Source organism: Agromyces capsici (assembly GCF_058349965.1).
Map to the genome: position 1 here is coordinate 1973452 of NZ_JBYRET010000001.1, position 14593 is coordinate 1988044.

Below are 14593 nucleotides of genomic sequence, written 5' to 3' on the forward strand. Positions count from 1 at the left end.
CATGGACAAGACCTTTGCGTCGGCCGACGAGGCCGTCGCCGACATCCCGTCGGGAGCGTCGCTCGCCGTCGGCGGCTTCGGCCTGTCGGGCGTGCCGATCACGATCATCCGGGCACTGCTCGCGCGCGGCGTCGACCGGCTCGAGGTCGTCTCGAACAACTGCGGCGTCGACGGGTGGGGGCTCGGCGAGCTGCTCGCCGCCGGCCGCATCCGGCGGGTGATCGCGTCGTACATCGGCGAGAACCGGGAGTTCGCGCGCCAGTACCTCTCGGGGGAGGTCGAGGTCGAGCTGACCCCGCAGGGCACGCTCGCCGAGCGGCTGCGCGCCGGCGGCGTCGGCATCCCCGCGTTCTACACGGCGACCGGCGCCGGCACGGCGGTCTCCGACGGCGGGATGCCGCTGCGCTACGCGCCCGACGGATCGGTCGCGCTCACGAGCGAGCCGAAGGAGCTGCGCCCGTTCGACTCGTTCGGGAAGACCCGCGAGTACGTGCTCGAGCGCGCCATCCGCACCGACTACGGCCTGGTGCGCGCCGCGGTCGGCGACCGGCACGGCAACCTGCGCTTCGAGAAGTCCACCCGCAACTTCAACCCGCTCGCGGGCATGGCCGGCCGGGTGACCATCGCCGAGGTCGACGAGCTCGTCGAACCGGGCGTGCTGGGGCCCGACGACATCCACCTGCCCGGGATCTACGTCGACCGGGTGATCGTGCTGACGCCCGAGCAGTCCGCCGACCTGCCCATCGAGAAGGTGACCGTGCGGCCCCGGCCCGCGGCATCCGGAACCGCCCCCGACCAGGCCGAGGAGACCCGCTGATGCCCCTCACCCGTGACGAGATGGCGGCCCGCGCGGCCCGCGAGCTCGAGGACGGCACGTACGTCAACCTCGGCATCGGCCTGCCGACGCTCATCCCGAACCACCTGCCTGAGGGCGTCGAGGTCGTGCTGCACTCCGAGAACGGCATCCTCGGCGTCGGCCCCTACCCGTGGGAAGGCGAGGAGGACGCCAAGCTCATCAACGCCGGGAAGGAGACCGTGACGGTGCTGCCCGGGGCGGCGTACTTCGACTCCGCCGCGAGCTTCGGCATGATCCGCGGCGGGCGCATCACGACCGCGGTGCTCGGCGCCATGCAGGTCTCGGCGCACGGCGACATCGCCAACTGGGCCGTGCCCGGCAAGATGGTCAAGGGCATGGGCGGTGCCATGGACCTCGTGAACGGCGCCGAGCGCGTGATCGTGGTCATGGAGCACGTCGCGAAGGACGGCTCGGCCAAGCTGGTGCAGGAGTGCACCCTGCCACTCACCGGGCGCCGCTGCGTGGACCGGATCATCACCGACCTCGCGGTGTTCGACGTGGCCGACGACGGGTTCGCGCTCATCGAGCTCGCTCCCGGCGTCACGGTCGAGCAGGTGTCGGATGCCACGGGCGCGCCCTTCACGGTCGCCGACGGGCTCGGCGCGGGCGCCGCATGACCGAGCTCCGCGACGTCGTCGTCTGCGCACCGCTGCGCACCCCGGTCGGGCGGATGGGCGGCGCGCTGGCGACCGTGCCGGCGCTCGAGCTCGCGACCACCGTGCTCACCGCCCTGCTCGAACGAACGGGTGTCGACCCGGCCGCGATCGACGGGGTCATCGCCGCCCAGGGGTACCCGACCATGGAGGCGCCTGCGATCGGTCGGGTCGCCGCGCTCGACGCCGGCTTCCCGGTCACCACGACCGGGTACCAGCTCGACCGCCGCTGCGGCTCGGGCCTGCAGGCCGTGCTCAACGCGGCCATGGAGGTGCAGACCGGCGTCGCCGACGCGGTCGTCGCGCTCGGCGTCGAGTCGATGTCGAACGCGCCGCTCTACACGGTCCAGGGCCGCCGCGGCGTGACCGGTGCCGGGCTGATGCTGCACGACGCCCTCTCGCGCGGACGAGAGACCGTGGGCGGCCGCCGCTTCCCGACGCCCGACGGCAACGTCGGCTCGGCCGAGCTGCTGCGCGCCGAGTACGGCATCTCGCGCGAGGCGCAGGACGCGTTCGCGCTGCAGTCGCACCGGCGGGCAGTGGCCGCGCAGGAGTCCGGCGCGTTCGACGCCGAGCTCGTGCCGGTCGAGGTCGCGGGCCGACGCGGCACCGTGAGGGTCGCCCGCGACGAGCACCCCCGCGCCGACACGTCGCTCGAGGCGCTCGGCGCGCTCCGCGCCATCCTGGGCCGCCGCGACCCCGACGCGACCGTGACCGCGGGCAACTCGAGCGGGCAGAACGACGCCGCCGCCGTGTGCATCGTCACGACGCCCGAGCGGGCCGCCGAGCTCGGGCTCACCCCGATGCTGCGGCTCGTCTCGTGGGCGGTCGCGGGCAACGACCCGCTGCGCTTCGGCGTCGCGCCCGTCCCGGCGGCGAACCTGGCGCTGTCGCGGGCCGGGCTGGGCTTCGACGACCTCGACGTGATCGAGCTCAATGAGGCGTTCGCGGTGCAGGTGCTCGCGTGCCTCGCCGACTGGGGCGTCGACGCCGAGGACCCGCGGCTCAACCCGCGGGGCAGCGGCATCTCGATCGGCCACCCCATCGGCGCCACCGGCATACGCATGCTCGCGACCCTCGCCCACGAATTGCCGGCACTCGACGGCGAGCTCGCGCTCGAGACCATGTGCATCGGCGGCGGCCAGGCGCTCGCCGCGGTCTTCGCCCGCGCCTGACGCAGCGCGCTCGCGCTCTCGCTCGCTCGAGCTCGCTCGCGTCTGGTTTACAGGAGTCCGCGCGAAGGTCAGGACGGATCTCGCGATCCGGTCCTGTAGATCGTCACAAGTCCTGAGAACACGCGTGTCCGGCGCGCGTGCCCGGCGGTTGCCGCACCCCGCGCGTCAGCGTGCGCGCTCGGGCCCTCCGGTGGGCTCGATCCCGGTGACGGTCGTGAGCAGGAACACGGAGTCCTCGAGGGCGAGCACCGAGTGCCGGTCGTGGGTGAGCACGTCGAGCCGGCCGGCGGGGATCTCGGCGACGTCCTGGCCGGTCACGCGGACGCGCCCGGACAGCACCTGCAGGCTGGCCGCCATGGGGGAGTTGTGCTCGGCGAGGCCGACGCCCGACCGCAGCGCGATGATCGTCTGGCGCATGGGCCCGTCGCGGAGGATCAGCTCGGCGCTGCGGCCGTGCTCGTCGGCGAGCGCGGCGGCGAGGTGGGTGCGAGCGAGATCGGTGAGGTCGGCCACGGGAGTCCTCCGTCGGATGCGGTTGCGTCCAGTATGCCCGCGGGCATCGCGATCCGTGATGCGACGTATCACGCGCCTTCGGGGCGGCACGATGGAAGCTCGGACGACCGCAGGGAAGGGGTGCCGATGGGTTCGCATGAGGGCCGGACGTACGTCGTCACCGGCGCGGCATCCGGGATCGGCGCGGCGACGGTTGTGGCCCTGGCCGATGCGGCCGCCCGCGTGATCGCCGCCGACCTCGCGTGGGCCGGCGCGTCACCGGCGGCGTCGGGGATCGACCGCGTCGTGCTCGACGTCGCCGACCAGCGCGACTGGGCCCGGCTCGCCGAACGGACCTCCGCCGAGGGGTCGACGATCGACGGACTCGTCAACGCCGCCGGCATCACGCGCCGCGGCCGCCTCCACGATGCGACCGCCGATGACTTCGCGCAGGCGTTCGCCGTCAACGCGACCGGACCGGCGCTCGGCATCCAGGCCCTCGCACCCCTGATGCGCGCAGGCGGCTCGATCGTCAACGTCGGATCGGCCGCGGGCGCGATGGCGCACTACGGGATCGCGTACGGCGCGAGCAAGTGGGCGCTGCGCGGCATCACGAAGACCGCGGCGATGGAACTCGGGCCCCGTGGCATCCGGGTCAACCTCGTCAGCCCGGGGTTCATCGAGACGCCGATGACCGCGAGCGCGCCGGCCGTGTTCCGCGAGGTGAACCTGGCGTCCACGCCGCTCGGCCGGACCGGCACCCCCGCGGAGGTCGCGGCGGTGATCGCGCACCTGCTCTCGCCGGATGCCGCGTTCGTCACGGGCGCCGAGATCGCCGTCGACGGCGGGCTCACCGGCCACGGCGGCGGGCTGACGATCGCGCGGGCCCTCGACCGTGACTGACCGGCGCGGGACTCGCGACCGAAGGCGAACGACCGGCGACCGACCAAAGTCACTCCTCATGCCGTGATCACGTGCTACGAACGCCAGCATGGGGGATTCGGCGAACACGGCGACGACGGCTTCGAAGCGGTACGCGCAGGGTGCACTGATCGCGACCTCGGTCTCGGCGCTGGTGGTGAATGCGAACACGTCGGCGGTCTCGATCCTGATCCCGGCGATCTCCGAGGACACCGGGACCCCGACCGACACGCTGCAGTGGGCGGTCACGGGCTACTCGCTCGTCGGCGCCGCGGTGATCGTCACGTCGGGAGCGCTCGGCGACGTGTTCGGCCGGCGGAAGATCTTCCTCGGCGGCCTGTTCCTGTTCATCGCGTCGTGCGTGTTCATCGCGCTCTCGCAGGAGGGGCTCGGCGTCATCGCGGGCCGCTGCATCCAGGGCGCCGCCGGGGCGACGATCCTCGCCTGCGGCATGAGCCTGCTCTCGGCGTCGAACACCGGCACGGCGCAGCTGCGTGCCGTGACCCTCTGGGGTGCGGCGTCGGCGATCGGGGCGGCGGCCGGTCCGCTGGTGGGCGGCCTGCTCGCGTCGACGATCGGCTGGCAGGGCCTGTTCTGGATCGACGCGGCGATCGCGGCGGCCTGCGTGCCCATCACGCTCGCCGCGGTCCAGGAATCGAGCGACCCGACCCGCCCGCGGTCGATCGACTGGACGGGGACCGTGCTCATCGCCGCCATCCTCGCCCCGCTCATCTTCGCGCTCACCAACGGCAGCGCGTGGGGCTGGGTGTCGTTGCCCACGCTCGGCTGCTTCGCGATCACCATCCTCGCCGCGATCGGCTTCGTCGTCGTGGAGAAGCGAGTGAAGGCGCCCCTGCTCGACCTCGCGCTGCTGCGCAACAAGATCCTCGTCGGCGCGACGCTCTCGATCCTGCTCGGCTCGGGCACCGTGAACGCGATCATGTACGTCGTCAGCCTGTACTTCCAGGACCCGGCCACGCTCGGCATGGACGCGTTCCAGGCGGGCCTCGCGACCCTGCCGGTCGCCGCGGCGGCCGTCGTGCTCGCGCCGCTCATCACGCCCATCGTCGGGAAGATCGGCGCGCGCACCACGATCGCGGTCGGCTTCATCATCATGACGGTCTCGTTCGCCGCGCTCGCGTTCGTGCAGGAGTCGTGGACCTACGCGCTGTTCGTGCTGCCGCTCATCGGCGTCGCGGCCGGCATGAGCCTGCAGAACGGCCCGTGCTCGTCGATCTCGACGGCGTGCGTCGATCCGGCCGAGGTCGGCGCCGCGTCGGGCATCTCGAACATGGCCCGCTACGTCGGCGCCGCCGTGATGACGGCGATCGTCGCCTCGGTGTACGGCGGCGTGAGCTCGCGCCAGGTCGCCGCCGGCGCGTCCGACGCCGCGGCGCTCGCCGACGCATTCTCGTGGTCGTCGATCGCGATGGGCATCTGGTGCGCGCTCGGCATCGCGCTGGCCCTGCTCGTGGCACGCCACGTGACGCGCAAGCCTGGCGAGTTCGAGTACGCCGCGGCCGCCGCGTCGACGTCGCACACGCTGACCCCGCCTGAGGTGGTCGAGTCCGGCGCGGGTGCGCCGCGCCGCTGAACGCATCGACGGTGGTGATGGAGTCCATCATCGATCGGCCCTTCACTGATACCCGCGCACGCGGTTGACTGGTTCCACGCCGCTCACCGCTGCGCGCGTGATTGGAGACCCACCCGTGACATCGTCGTCCGCCGGCCTGGCCGCACCCTTCGCCATCGTCCGCTTCCGCGCGAGCGGGGTCGCGGGCGACGCCGAACCGGTGCTCGGTCTCGTCGCGGGCGACCGGGTCCGCGAGATCGGCCCCGACGAGCTCGGCGCACCCGACCTCAACGCCTTCCTCGCCGCGGCGCCGGAGTCGTGGGAGCGGCTGCGCCGCGTCGCCGAGCAGGCGGATGGCACGTGGCATCCGCTCGCCGACGTCACGCTCACCGCACCCGTCACGCCGCGCCAGGTGCTGCAGACGGGCGCGAACTACCGCACGCACGTGATCGACCTCGTCGCCGCGGGCCGGGCCAAGAACGACCCGCGCCCCATCGAGGAGCTGCGCGAGTGGGCCGCCGAGATGATGGACCGCCGCGCACGCGAGGGCACCCCGTACTTCTTCATCGGCCTGCCCGCCGCGGTCGTCGGCGACGACGTCGACCTCGTGCTGCCGTCGTACAGCGACCAGCACGACTGGGAGCTCGAGCTCGCCGTGGTGATCGGCCGCGAGGCGTACCGGGTCGACCACGAGCACGCGATGGAGCACGTCGCCGGCTACACGATCGTCAACGACGTCACGACCCGCGACCTCGTCTTCCGCGAGGACATGAAGGAGATCGGCACCGACTGGTACCGCGGCAAGAACGCGCCGGGGTTCCTGCCCACCGGCCCGTACCTCGTGCCGGCGGAGTTCGTCCCGAATGCGGACGACCTGCACCTGCAGCTCACCCTCAACGGCGAGACGATGCAGGATGCCACGACCTCCGACCTGCTCTTCGACCTGCCTGCCCTCATCGCCGGCGCCTCGCAGAACATGCCGCTGCTGCCCGGCGACCTGCTGCTCACGGGCAGCCCTGCGGGCAACGGCATCGTCCACGGCCGCATGCTGCGCGACGGCGACGTAATGGTGGGCGCGATCGAGGGGCTCGGCGCGCAGACCGTCCGCGCCGTCGCCGAGGCGGTGACACCGTGACGAACGACCTGCGGGTTGAGGAGGCGCGCCAGCGCCGTCTCGAAACCCACCCCACGCCCACGGAAGATCCCGCCGCCCTCGACCGCACCGACCCCGCGCGCCACATCGCCGAGACGGCCGAGGCCGTCCGCAACTGGGGACGCTGGGGCGAGGACGACCGGCTCGGCACGCTGAACTTCATCGGCGACGCCGAGCGCGCCCGCGCCGCGGGCCTCGTGCACCGCGGCGCGAGCTTCTCGCTCTCGCAGCCGTTCGACATGAACGGCCCACAGCAGGGCTGGCGACGACGCACCAACCCGGTGCACACCATGCTCGACACGGGCACCGATGCGGCGGCCGGCACCCAGGGTTTCCCGCACGGGATCGGCGGCGCCGACGACGTGATCGCGATGCCGCTGCAGTGCTCCACCCAGTGGGACGGCCTCGGCCACATCTTCGACCGCGGCGTCGCGTGGAACGGCCGCCCGGCCGGCCAGGTGGTCACGAGCGACGGCGACCTGGTCACGGGCATCGAGCACGCGGCATCCGCGATCGTCGGCCGCGGCGTGCTGCTCGACGTGGGCCGGGCCCTGCGGCCCGACACCGGTGAACTCGAGGACGGCTACGCGATCACGGTCGCCGACCTCGAGGCGTGCATCGACGCCCAGGGCGCGACGAGCGCCGTCGGCCGCGGCGACCTCGTGCTCGTGCGCACGGGCCGGTACGGCCGCGCGCTGCGCGAGGGCTGGAACGGCTACGCCGGCGGACCCAGCGCGGGCCTGTCGTTCACGACGGCCGGATGGCTTCACCGCACCGAGATCGCCGCCGTCGCGACCGACACATGGGGCTTCGAGGTGCGGCCGAACGAGTTCGACGACGCGTTCCAGCCGCTGCACCAGGTCGTGATCCCGAACATGGGGCTCACGGTCGGCGAGATGTGGGACCTCGAGGCGCTCGCCGCCGACTGCGCCGAGGATGGCGTGTACGAGTTCCTGCTCGTCGCCCCGCCGTTGCCCATCACCGGCGCGGTCGGCTCGCCCGTCAATCCCATCGCCCTGAAGTAGTCCGCAACCCGAACGCATCCCGAAGGAGGGATCACCAATGACCGCAGTCTCCCGCGTCGCGATCGTCGGCTCCGGAGTGGCCGGCAGCGCCGCCGCCATCCTGCTCGCCGAAGGGGGCGTCGACGTCGACGTCTTCGAGAAGAAGCCCGACCTGTCGGCGCTCGGCTCCGGCATCACGCTGCAGGGCAACGCCCTGCGCGTGTTCGACCGCCTGGGCGTCTGGGAGCAGGTGAGGGACGCCGGCTACTCCTTCGACCAGACCGGCCTGCGCGCCCCCGGCCCCGACGCGCCGTTCATCGCGCAGATCCCCGACGCGCGCACGGGCGGCCCCGAGTACCCGGCCGTCGCGGGCATGTACCGCCCCGACCTGGCCCGCATCCTCGCCGACCGCGCCACCGAGCTCGGCGCCCGCATCCACTACGGCACGACCGTCACGAGCTTCACGCAGGACGACGACTGCGTCGACGTGACGCTCTCCGACGGGTCGACGGCCCGCTACGACCTCCTGATCGGCGCCGACGGACTCAACTCCGACATCCGCACGCAGCTCGGCATCGAGGTCGAGCCCGAGCGCACGGGCATGGGCATCTGGCGCGCGTTCGTGCCGCGTCCGAAGGACGTCACGCAGACCGACCTCTACTACGGCGGCCCCGTCTACATCGCGGGCTACTGCCCGACGAGCGAGGAGATGATGTACGCCTACCTCGTCGAGCCGGCGCAGGACCGGCACCTGCTCTCGCCCGAGCAGGGCGTGGAGGTCATGAAGGGCCTCTCGCAGGCGTACGGCGGCCCGTGGAACGAGATCCGCGAGTCGCTCGACGATGCGTCGCGCGTGAACTACACGTGGTTCACGAAGCACGTGGTACCCGACGCGTGGAACCGCGGCCGCGTGGTCATCATCGGCGAGGCCGCGCACAGCTGTCCGCCCACGATCGCGCAGGGCGCGGCGCAGGCCGGCGAGGACGCGCTGGTGCTCTCCGAGCTGCTGCTCGAGCGCGACGCCGTCGACCAGGCGCTGTGGGACGAGTTCCACGCGCGCCGCCTGCCGCGCGCGACCGAGGTCGTCGAGGCCTCGGTGCAGCTCGGGCAGTGGCAGATCGACCACGTGCAGGACGCCGACGTGCCGGGTCTCATGCGGCGCATCGCCATGCTCGTGAGCCAGCCCGCATGAGCGGCGGCGAAGCGACGTCGACGGATGCCGCGGGGCCGGCGCCCGTCGTCGACGTGCACGCGCACCTGCTGCTGCCGGCCCTGCAGCAGGCGGTCGGCGCGCGCGACCCCGAGGGCTTCGGCGCCGCGCAGGCGCTCGAGGCGCGGCGCAACGGCCCCGAGAGCCTCGCCGCCTCGGGCCGAATGATCGGCGAGCGGATGGCGCTGCTCACCTCGCTCGACGCGCGCCTGGCCGAGATGGACCGGCAGGGCGTCGACGTGCAGGTCGTCTCGCCGTCGCCGTCGCACTACTACCCCTGGGCGGGCGAGGAGGTCGCGGCGTGGGCAGCGCGCGAGGCGAATCGCGCGATCGCCGAGCATGTCGCGGGCGCACCCGACCGGCTGCTCGGGCTCGGGCTCGTGCCGCTGCAGCATCCGCACCTGATGGTGGCGGCGCTCGAGGACGCGGTGCTCGCCAATGGGCTCGCGGGCGTCGAGCTGTCGTCGTTCGCGGGCGACGTCGAGCTCTCCGACGAGCGGCTCGAGCCGTTCTGGTCCCGCGCCGAGGAGCTCGACGCGATCGTGTTCCTGCACCCGTTCGGCTGCAGCCTCGACGAGCGGCTCGACCGCTTCTACCTCTCGAACACGGTCGGGCAGCCCGTCGAGAACGCCGTCGCGCTCTCGCACGTCATCTTCGCGGGCGTGCTCGACCGGCACCCGCGCCTGAAGCTCGTCGCCGCCCACGGCGGCGGGTACCTGCCCACGTTCCTCGGTCGCTCCGACCATGCGTGGCAGGTGCGGCCCGAGGCGCACGGATGTCGCGAGCTCCCGTCGTCGTACCTGCGACGCCTGCGCTTCGACTCGCTCGTGCACACGCCGGGCGCGCTGCGCGCCCTCGTCGACGCCGCGGGTGCCGACCGCGTGCTCGTCGGCACCGACTACCCGTTCGACATGGGCGTCGACGACCCGGTCGAGCGCGTGCGCGAGGCGGGCCTCGCGGAGGCCGACGAGCGCGCCGTCCTGTCGGAAAACGCCCGTGAGTTGCTCGGCGCGCGACTGCCGCAGGGCCGGGTCCGCGCGGTCGCCGCGGGGGGAGCCGCATGAGGATCGCGCGCTGGACGTATCGCGGCGCGGTCGGCGAGGGGTTCGTGATCGGCGACGGCGTCGTGCCGTTCCCGCGCGGACTGACCGTGGCCGACGTGCTCGCGGCCGGACTCGCGGAGCTGCCCGCACTCGTCGCCGAGACCGAGGGCGATGCCGCGACATCCGCCCGGCCGCTCAGCGAGATGGAGCTGCTCGCGCCGCTCGTGCCCGCGAGCGTGCGGGACTTCGTCGCGTTCGAGGAGCACGTCGAGGGCGTCACGGCGTCGGTCGACGGCGCGAGCCACGTCGCGGACGAGTGGTACACGTACCCGACGTTCTACTTCACGAACCCGCACTCGATCATCGCGACCGGCGACGAGGTGCGGCCGCCCGCGACCGAGCGGCTCGACTTCGAGCTCGAGGTCGGCGCGGTGATCGGCGGGGTTGCGGGTTCCGACGGGCGCGACCTCGACCCGGCGGATGCCGCGGCGCACGTCTTCGGCTACACGATCTTCAACGACTGGTCGGCGCGCGACATCCAGGGCCGCGAGATGAAGGTGCGCCTCGGCCCGGCCAAGGGCAAGGACTTCGCGACCACGCTCGGGCCGTGGATCACGACCGCCGACGAGTTCGCCGGGCTGGTCGACGACGAGGGCTTCCTGCCGATCCGCATGGAGGTCCTCGTCAACGGCGAGCGCATCGGCCACGACCTGCTCTCGAACATGGGCTGGCCATTCGGCGACCTCGTCGCCTACGCGTCGCGCGACTCCCGGGTCGTGCCGGGCGACGTGCTCGGCTCGGGCACGGCCGGCAACGGCGGCTGCCTCGCCGAGCTGTGGGGACGCGCGGGCGAGCTGACGCCGCCGCCGCTCGCCGAGGGCGACGAGGTCGTCATGCGCGTGGAGGGCATCGGCGAGATCCGCAACACGGTCGGGCGCGCCCGGCCCGTCCCGGAGATCCCGGCGGCCCGCCCGCGGTCGCGCGCCCGCGAGCGCGCCTGACGAGCGGCCTCAGGCCGACGCGTCGCCCAGTCCGGCCGACGCCTCGACGAACAGGCCGCGCAGCCATTCGTGCTCGGGGTCGCGGCGGTGCACCGGATGCCACCACATCGCGTTGTGGATGGGCGTCGCGTCGAACGGCGGCTCGTAGATCCGCACGTCGGCCGTCCGCACCGCGTGCTCGGCGAGGCCCTTCTGCACGAGCGCGAGCCGGTCGGTGCCCTCGACGAACATGGGTAGCAGCAGGAAGCTCTCGACGACCGCCTCGACGCGCGGCTCGATGCCGAGCTGCTGGATCTGACGCGTCGCCGAGGTGAAGGCCGACCGCGAGAGGTAGGTGAACACCCACGGCAGACGTGCGACGTCCTCGAGCGTCACGCCGTCGGAGATCGCCGTGTTGCCCTCGGAGGCGATGATGACCCAGGTGTCGTTCCAGAGGTCGGTGTACGGCAGGTCGGTGAGGAACCCGTGCGGCATGAGCAGCGCATCGGCGCCGCGCAGTCGGTTCACCGCCTCGTCGACGATCTGGGGGTTGTGCATCATGAACCGGAAGCGCACGCCCGGTGCGCGCTCGGCGGCCAGCGCTGCGACGCGCCGGCCCGTCGTGGCGACGCTGTAGTCGGAGCCGTAGATCGCGAACTCGCGGGTCGACTGGCTCGGGTCCCACTCGGCCGAGCTCTCGAACACGCGGCGCGCGGCGTCGAGTGCGGCGGCCGTGTGCTCGGTCAGCCGCGAGGCGAGCGGCGTGAGCTCGTACGTGTTCCCGGAGCGGGCGAGGATCGGGTCGTTGAAGTGCGTGCGGAGCCTGGCGAGCGACGCGCTGAGCGCCGGCTGGCTGAGGTGGAGCCGCTCGGCCGCACGCGTCACGCTTCGCTCGGTGAGCAGCGCGTCGAGCGAGACGAGCAGGTTGAGGTCGAGCCGGGAGAGGGGAGGCTGGGAGTCGGACACGTCGCTGTGTTCCTTCGGCTGGGGTCGGACCCTCAGTCTATCCACCCCATCTATTCCGCGCGCTAGGCCATCGCAGCCCGTTATGGGCACCCAATTCGCGAGACACGTTCCCTCTCGCGACAGTGGGAGAAAAGTATCCGTCGTATACCTTCCACCCGAGCCGCCACCTCCGTCGACTCGGTGAGCAGCTGGTGCGCCAGCGCGACGAGCGCGTCAGGGTCGCCCGCGAAGTCGTTGTCGACGATGACGCGGGTCAGCGTCGGCACCGGGATGCGCCTCATGCGCGGACCGCGCGCGTCGCCGCGCCTGCGCCCTCCGTGAGCGACGAGGCGGCGAGCGCCAGATGGCGCCGCGTCATGTCCGCGGCGTCCGCCTCGAGCCACTCGTGACCGCCCCACTCGCTGCACAGCGTGCCGGCGAAGTCCGAACCGGCGAGCACGGCGCCGAGGTCGCGGATCGGCTGCGAAACGCGACCGTCGGTGTCGTCGAGGTCCCAGAACTTCAGGTGGAACCCGCCGACGAGGGGCAGGATGTCGCGCAGCACCGCCGCGTCGGAGCGGCCGAAGCGCACGAGCATGTCCATGAACAGGGCGTGCGCGGGCGGCGGGACCTCGCCGGCGCGGAGCGCCGACACGAGCACGTCGACGATCGCGGGGTCGCGCCATCCGGACGCCACACGATCGAGGAACGCGCGATCGAGACCGGCGGCCTCGAGGGCCGCCACGTAGGTCACCGGCAGCGCCGGCATCAGCATGCTGATGTCGACGAGCACGCGCACGTGCGGGTCCTCGAGCGCGGCGATCGCGTCGAGCGCGCGAGCCGTGTCGGGGTCGCTCGGCGTCTGGCGGCCCTGCGCCTCCTCGAAGAGCACGAGGTCGAGTTCGTGCAGCACGGGGACGAGCCGGACGAGCAGCGCGGGCCCGGCCTGGCCGATCGGAAGACGCACCCCGGTCGCACCGACGCGGCGGGCTGCGCGCAGCTGCGGCAGCAGGAAGGCGAGACGCTCGTCGTCGTCGCGGCGTCGGCCCGACGGGGTCCAGTCGTCGAGGCTCGCCCCGGCGATGCTCACGGTGCCGCCGACCGCCTCGAGTGACGCGCGGAACGCGTCCACCTCGGCGTCAGCGGGCTCGGGGAAGGTGCGCCAGATCTGGCCCGGCTCGATCTCGATGACGGATGCCACGCCCTCGCGCACGACGTCGATGGCGATATCGGCGGCGGGTCGGTCGGCGCGCACGACGTCGGGGGTCCAGTTGAACGCGCTCGCGGCGAGAGTCCAGGCGGTGGGGAGGTTCGGGTCTCGAGACGCGCTGCGCGCTCCTCGACCCACGGAGAGCGTGCGCTGGACGTGGAACGGCAGCGTGAGCGGCGTATCCGGACCGGCCTGCAGGTAGGGGATGGCGAGGCGGAACGAGACGGCGACCACGCGCGGACCGTCGTCGAGGGGAAGCGAACCCTCGACGACGAGCCGGTCCTGGAGGAACCACCACTCGCCGTCGGGTCGGGTGCGGAGATCCGTCGCCGGGGCGCCGTCGATCGACACCGCGAGGTCGGAGAGGCTCGCGACCGGCAGTGAGCGGATCCACGGCAGGCTGAGGCGCAGCCCGAACCCGTCAGGGGTGCGCACGAGGGCATCGTCGAGCAGGATGGGCAGGCTCATGGGCGGCGCCGCCTACTTCTGGGTGGCGGGCTCGCCCGCCGCGACCCACTCGTCGAACATCTGCCGCACCATCGGCTCGAGCGTGGTCGGCCACCAGTCGCCGCCCTCGACGGGCTCGCCGAGGTTGTCGGGCGTGGGGATCGTCACCTGCCCGGTCGCGGCCCACTCGGCGCTGCGCGGGAACAGCGCCCGGAACGCCGGGTGGCCGATCGCGGCGACGTTGTGGCCGATGCCGATCGAGACCGAGCGGCCCGCGCCGTACTCGACGGTCCAGGCGACGGGGTGCTCCTCGCCCATGCCGGGCAGGGCCCGCCACTGCGAGGGGACCTGCGTGTAGCGCAGCGGGTTGTCCCATCCGGTGAGCAGGATGGTCTTCTTCACGCCCTCGGGCCACTTCAGGCCGACGTAGAGGTCGTCGCCGTAATGCGGGAACTCGGCGGGCCAGCCGGTGGTGATCGCGTGCTCGTCGGCGGTGTGGATCATGAAGTCGTTGTTGGGGGCGCGGCGCGAGGTGTCCTCGCGCATGACGCCACCGAGCAGTCGCTCGTACTCCGGGTCCCAGCCGACGCCGCCGGCGAGCGTCGGGTGGTAGGCGATGAGGCCCTTGCCGCTCGCGACGAAGTCGAACAGCGCCCGCTCGGCCTGCTCGCCGAAGCGCTCCTCGGGCACGTCGCGCCACGGGTCGCGCCGGCCGTAGTAGTTCAGGACGACGAGGTCGTACGGCTCGAGCGTCGCGGCGGTCGCCCCGCGGAACTCCTCGGTGACGCGAACCTCGAAGCGGCCCGTGCCCTCGAGCAACTCCTTCAGCGCCGGCGTCGTCGCACGCCAGTCGTGATGGACGTCCGTCATCCCGGTGACGATGAGCGTGCGGATGGTCGGCTCGGGCATGGCACTCCTTCGTGTCTCGTTG

General features: G+C 72.7%; 14 protein-coding genes. 10 read left to right on the top strand and 4 right to left on the bottom strand.

Translation table 11 applies throughout. The features are described from left to right. Position 1: 1 nt before the first annotated feature. Genes AC3RKB_RS09335 through AC3RKB_RS09345 form a run of 3 tightly spaced genes read left to right on the top strand, consistent with a single transcriptional unit; the run spans position 2 to position 2684 of the window. On the top strand, positions 2-817 hold the full coding sequence (locus AC3RKB_RS09335) for a CoA transferase subunit A (RefSeq protein ID WP_491435803.1): 816 nt from the start codon (positions 2-4) through the stop codon (positions 815-817). Next, positions 817-1473: a CoA transferase subunit B gene (locus tag AC3RKB_RS09340; protein ID WP_491435804.1), complete on the top strand. Its 657-nt coding sequence runs from the start codon at positions 817-819 to the stop codon at positions 1471-1473. The genes AC3RKB_RS09335 and AC3RKB_RS09340 overlap by 1 nt, the downstream gene beginning before the upstream one ends. Then, a complete protein-coding gene (locus AC3RKB_RS09345) occupies positions 1470-2684 on the top strand; it encodes an acetyl-CoA C-acetyltransferase (protein ID WP_491435805.1) in 1215 nt (404 codons plus the stop codon). Before AC3RKB_RS09340 ends, AC3RKB_RS09345 begins: the two co-directional genes overlap by 4 nt. A 165-nt stretch (positions 2685-2849) precedes the next feature. Here AC3RKB_RS09345 and AC3RKB_RS09350 read toward each other — a convergent pair whose 3' ends face one another. Then, the gene (locus AC3RKB_RS09350) at positions 2850-3197 is read right to left on the bottom strand and encodes a cupin domain-containing protein (protein ID WP_491435806.1); all 348 of its coding nucleotides are present in this window, start codon (positions 3195-3197) and stop codon (positions 2850-2852) included. Between the two features lie 126 nt (positions 3198-3323). On the opposite strand from AC3RKB_RS09350, the gene AC3RKB_RS09355 reads away from it, so the two are divergent. From AC3RKB_RS09355 to AC3RKB_RS09385, 7 genes are all read left to right on the top strand, one after another. Further along, positions 3324-4079 carry an SDR family NAD(P)-dependent oxidoreductase gene (locus tag AC3RKB_RS09355; RefSeq protein WP_491435807.1) on the top strand — a complete coding sequence of 252 codons (756 nt, stop codon included), beginning with the start codon at positions 3324-3326 and terminating at the stop codon, positions 4077-4079. 88 nt (positions 4080-4167) lie between these two features. Continuing rightward, entirely contained in the window at positions 4168-5691 is a 1524-nt protein-coding gene (locus tag AC3RKB_RS09360) for an MFS transporter (RefSeq protein ID WP_491435808.1), read from the top strand. A 115-nt stretch (positions 5692-5806) separates the two neighbouring features. After that, positions 5807-6805, top strand: a complete 999-nt coding sequence (locus AC3RKB_RS09365) for a fumarylacetoacetate hydrolase family protein (protein WP_491435809.1) — start codon at positions 5807-5809, stop codon at positions 6803-6805. Between the two features lie 104 nt (positions 6806-6909). Continuing rightward, the gene (locus tag AC3RKB_RS09370; RefSeq protein ID WP_491436804.1) at positions 6910-7848 is read left to right on the top strand and encodes a cyclase family protein; all 939 of its coding nucleotides are present in this window, start codon (positions 6910-6912) and stop codon (positions 7846-7848) included. 37 nt (positions 7849-7885) lie between these two features. Further along, positions 7886-9019, top strand: coding sequence for an FAD-dependent oxidoreductase (locus AC3RKB_RS09375; protein ID WP_491435810.1), 1134 nt, complete (start codon positions 7886-7888; stop codon positions 9017-9019). Continuing rightward, positions 9016-10101 (top strand): amidohydrolase family protein, encoded by a 1086-nt coding sequence (locus tag AC3RKB_RS09380; protein WP_491435811.1) that lies wholly within the window; start codon positions 9016-9018, stop codon positions 10099-10101. Before AC3RKB_RS09375 ends, AC3RKB_RS09380 begins: the two co-directional genes overlap by 4 nt. After that, positions 10098-11081, top strand: a complete 984-nt coding sequence (locus AC3RKB_RS09385) for a fumarylacetoacetate hydrolase family protein (RefSeq protein WP_491435812.1) — start codon at positions 10098-10100, stop codon at positions 11079-11081. The genes AC3RKB_RS09380 and AC3RKB_RS09385 overlap by 4 nt, the downstream gene beginning before the upstream one ends. Before the next feature lie 9 nt (positions 11082-11090). Here AC3RKB_RS09385 and AC3RKB_RS09390 read toward each other — a convergent pair whose 3' ends face one another. From AC3RKB_RS09390 to AC3RKB_RS09400, 3 genes are all read right to left on the bottom strand, one after another. Further along, the gene (locus AC3RKB_RS09390; RefSeq protein ID WP_491435813.1) at positions 11091-12026 is read right to left on the bottom strand and encodes a LysR family transcriptional regulator; all 936 of its coding nucleotides are present in this window, start codon (positions 12024-12026) and stop codon (positions 11091-11093) included. A 277-nt stretch (positions 12027-12303) separates the two neighbouring features. Then, positions 12304-13683, bottom strand: coding sequence for a restriction endonuclease subunit R (locus AC3RKB_RS09395; protein ID WP_491435814.1), 1380 nt, complete (start codon positions 13681-13683; stop codon positions 12304-12306). A gap of 12 nt (positions 13684-13695) precedes the next feature. After that, positions 13696-14571 (bottom strand): ThuA domain-containing protein, encoded by an 876-nt coding sequence (locus AC3RKB_RS09400; RefSeq protein WP_491435815.1) that lies wholly within the window; start codon positions 14569-14571, stop codon positions 13696-13698. Positions 14572-14593: the final 22 nt, after the last annotated feature.